This window comes from Cryobacterium sinapicolor (assembly GCF_004403465.1).
Taxonomy (GTDB): domain Bacteria; phylum Actinomycetota; class Actinomycetes; order Actinomycetales; family Microbacteriaceae; genus Cryobacterium; species Cryobacterium sinapicolor.
Genome location: NZ_SOGQ01000058.1, coordinates 1 through 3,118 on the forward strand (window position 1 = coordinate 1; position 3,118 = coordinate 3,118).

The window sequence follows — 3,118 nt, forward strand, 5'->3', positions numbered from 1 at the left end:
CAGCGGCGCGGCACCAGCGCAGCGCCCGCGCAGCACTCCGGGGCCCCGGGCGCCCCGGGCCCTCGGCGCCGCGGGCACTCGGCGCGACCCCGGGCAGCCGGGGCACCCCACCAGGGCGGGGTGTGGCGGCATCCGCTAACCTGACGGGGTGAAGATTCTGGTCCTCGGTTCCGGTGCCCGCGAGCACGCCATCATCACCGCGCTGCTCCGCGAGGAGCCTCAGCACGACGTCGTGGCTGCGCCCGGCAACGCCGGCATCGCCCGGGATGTGCCGGTAGTTCCGCTCGACCCGGCGGACCCCGAGCAGGTCACGAACTACGCGAATCTCAACGGAATCGAACTCGTCGTGGTGGGGCCGGAGGCCCCGCTCGTCGCCGGGGTCGCCGACGCTCTGCGCACGCGGGGCATCCCGGTCTTCGGTCCGGGCCGGGCTGCGGCCGCGCTCGAAGGCAGCAAAACCTTCGCAAAACGCATCATGGATGCCGCGCAGGTGCCCACCGGCCGTGCCGAACGTGTCGAAACGCTCGCCGAAGCGACGGCCGCGCTCGACGAATTCGGTGCCCCCTACGTGGTCAAGGCCGACGGCCTCGCCGCCGGCAAGGGCGTGCTCGTCACCTCGGACCGCGACGCCGCGCTCGCGCACGCCACCTTCTGGCTGCAGCACGGCGGCGTTCTGATCGAGGAGTTCCTCGACGGCGCGGAGGTCTCCCTCTTCCTACTCAGCGACGGCCACAGCGTGCTGCCGCTCTCCCCCGCCCAGGACTACAAGCGTCTCGGCGACGGCGACCTCGGCCCGAACACCGGCGGCATGGGCGCCTATTCGCCGCTGCCCTGGCTCGACGCCGAATTCGGCAGCGAACAGGCCTTCGTTGACGAGGTCATCGAAACGATCGCGCTGCCCACGGTGCGCCAGCTCGCCGCCGAGGACACCCCGTTCATCGGTTTGCTCTACTGTGGCCTCATTCTGACGACTGAGGGTATCCGGGTGATCGAATTCAACGCCCGGTTCGGCGACCCGGAGACCCAGGTGGTCCTGCCGAGGCTGGTTACGCCGCTGTCGGGGCTGCTGCTCGCGGCGTCAACCGGCGGTCTCGGCGGCCTGGCCCGCCCGGTATTCTCGACGGACGCCTGCGTCACGGTCGTGCTCGCGAGCGAGAACTATCCGGATGCGCCGGTCACCGGACGCGCCCTCACCGGCCTGGCCGCGGCATCCGCCGTGCCCGGCGTCACCCTCGCGCACGCGGCGACCGCCGTGATCGACGACACCCTCGTCGCCACCGGTGGACGGGTGCTCAGTGTCGTCGCGATCGGCGACGGCTTCACGGATGCCCGCGCCCGCGCCTACGAGGCCCTCGCCCAGATCTCGCTCGAGGGTTCCCAGTACCGCACCGACATCGCCGCCCAGGTCGCCGGCTGAGTCGGACTGAGTTGGGCTGAGTTGGGCTGAGTTGGGCTGAGTCGGACTGAGTTGGGCTGAGTTGCCTGAGTCGAGCTGAGTTGCCTGAGTCGGACTGAGTCGGACTGAGTTGGGCTGAGTTGGGCTGAGTTGGGCTGAGTCGGCTGAGTCGGTTGAGTTGCCTGAGTCGGCTGAGTTGCCTGAGTCGGCTGAGTTGCCGCGGCGGAGGCGGGCGCCAGATCCGGCCCCGTCGCCCGGTTCCCCGCCCGCGACGCGCATAACTCCTGCAATTTCGCGCTCCGTTTCGGCGGAGGCCCGGAATAACGCGGCGGATCAGCTGCCGGGCCGCGAATCGCAGGAGTCATGCACCGTGCGGCGGCCGGGCCGCTGCTGCCGACCGGCTTCACCCGCCTGCCCCACCGTCCGTCTCTGTGGCTGACTCAGGAGATCCCTTCGGCGCGGGCTGAGAATACCCGTGAAACACCGGTGAACACCGGGACGGGCGGCATCGGCGCCGCAATTCTCCTGAGTTAGCCCCACGCAGGTGATCCGAGTCGGGCGGCAGGGCCAGCAGGTGGGACGGCACCGCGTTGGCGCGGGCACCAGCCGGTGCGCAAGAATATAGCCGTGACCGCACTCGACCAGCCCGCCGCATCCGCCCCGCTCGCCCTGCCGGGATGGCGCCACGCCTACTCGGGCAAGGTGCGCGACCTCTACGTTCCGGAGTCGCAGCCGTCGGGACAGGGCACGACCCCGGGTACGACGCAGGGCGCAACTCCGGGCACAGCCAGAGGCACGGATGCCGCAGCCGACCTCGCGACCGCCACGCGCGTGCTCGTGGTCGCCAGCGACCGCGTCAGCGCGTTCGACCATGTGCTCGAGCCCGGCATCCCGGGCAAGGGCGAGTTGCTCACCACTCTCAGCCTCTGGTGGTTCGACCAGCTCGCGGGCGTCCCGAACCACCTCGTGCCGGACCACACCATCAACGGAGCCGTGACCAGCCTGATCCCGTCGGCCGTCGCCGGCCGCGCCATGCTCTGTAAAACGCTGGACATGTTCCCGATCGAGTGCGTCGTGCGCGGGTACCTGACCGGATCGGGCTGGAAGGAATATCAGTCCACCCAGACGGTGTGCGGCATCCCGTTGCCGGCCGGCCTGCAGAACGGCGACCGCCTGCCCGAGCCCATCTACACCCCCGCCTGGAAGGCCCCGCTGGGCGAGCACGACGAGAATATCTCGTTCGAGCGCACGGTGGAGCTGGTCGGAGCATCCGTCGCCGGCGACCTGCGTCGCCGGTCGCTGGAGATCTTCGACAGCGCCTCCATGATCGCCGAGAAGGCCGGAGTGATCCTGGCCGACACGAAGTTCGAGTTCGGCGCGGACCGCGTCACGGGCGTCATCACTCTCGCTGACGAGGTGCTCACCAGCGACTCGAGCCGCTACTGGGACGCCGCCCTCTGGCAGTCCGGCGCTACCCCGGAACAACGGATGTCCAGCTTCGACAAGCAGATCGTGCGCGACTGGCTCACGGTCCACTGGGACCTGACCGGCACGCCGCCGGCGCTTCCGGTCGAGATCATCGAGCAGACCGCGGCCCGCTACCGGCAGCTGCTGGAGCGTCTGACGCAGGCGGCGTCCGGGGCCGGCTCGGCGTAGCGCGTCCCCGGCGCGCGGCGGCTCGGCGGAGCGCGTCCCCGGCGCGCGGCGGCTCGGCGGAGCGCG

2 protein-coding genes are annotated in these 3,118 nt (G+C 70.7%); both read left to right on the forward strand.

Annotated elements, in window-relative coordinates; translation table 11 throughout:
* Positions 1-148: 148 nt before the first annotated feature.
* Positions 149-1,417, forward strand: a complete 1,269-nt coding sequence (gene purD, locus E3T28_RS11805) for a phosphoribosylamine--glycine ligase (protein ID WP_134431361.1) — start codon at positions 149-151, stop codon at positions 1,415-1,417.
* A 606-nt stretch (positions 1,418-2,023) separates the two neighbouring features.
* The gene (locus E3T28_RS11810) at positions 2,024-3,052 is read left to right on the forward strand and encodes a phosphoribosylaminoimidazolesuccinocarboxamide synthase (protein WP_134431364.1); all 1,029 of its coding nucleotides are present in this window, start codon (positions 2,024-2,026) and stop codon (positions 3,050-3,052) included.
* Positions 3,053-3,118 lie beyond the last annotated feature (66 nt).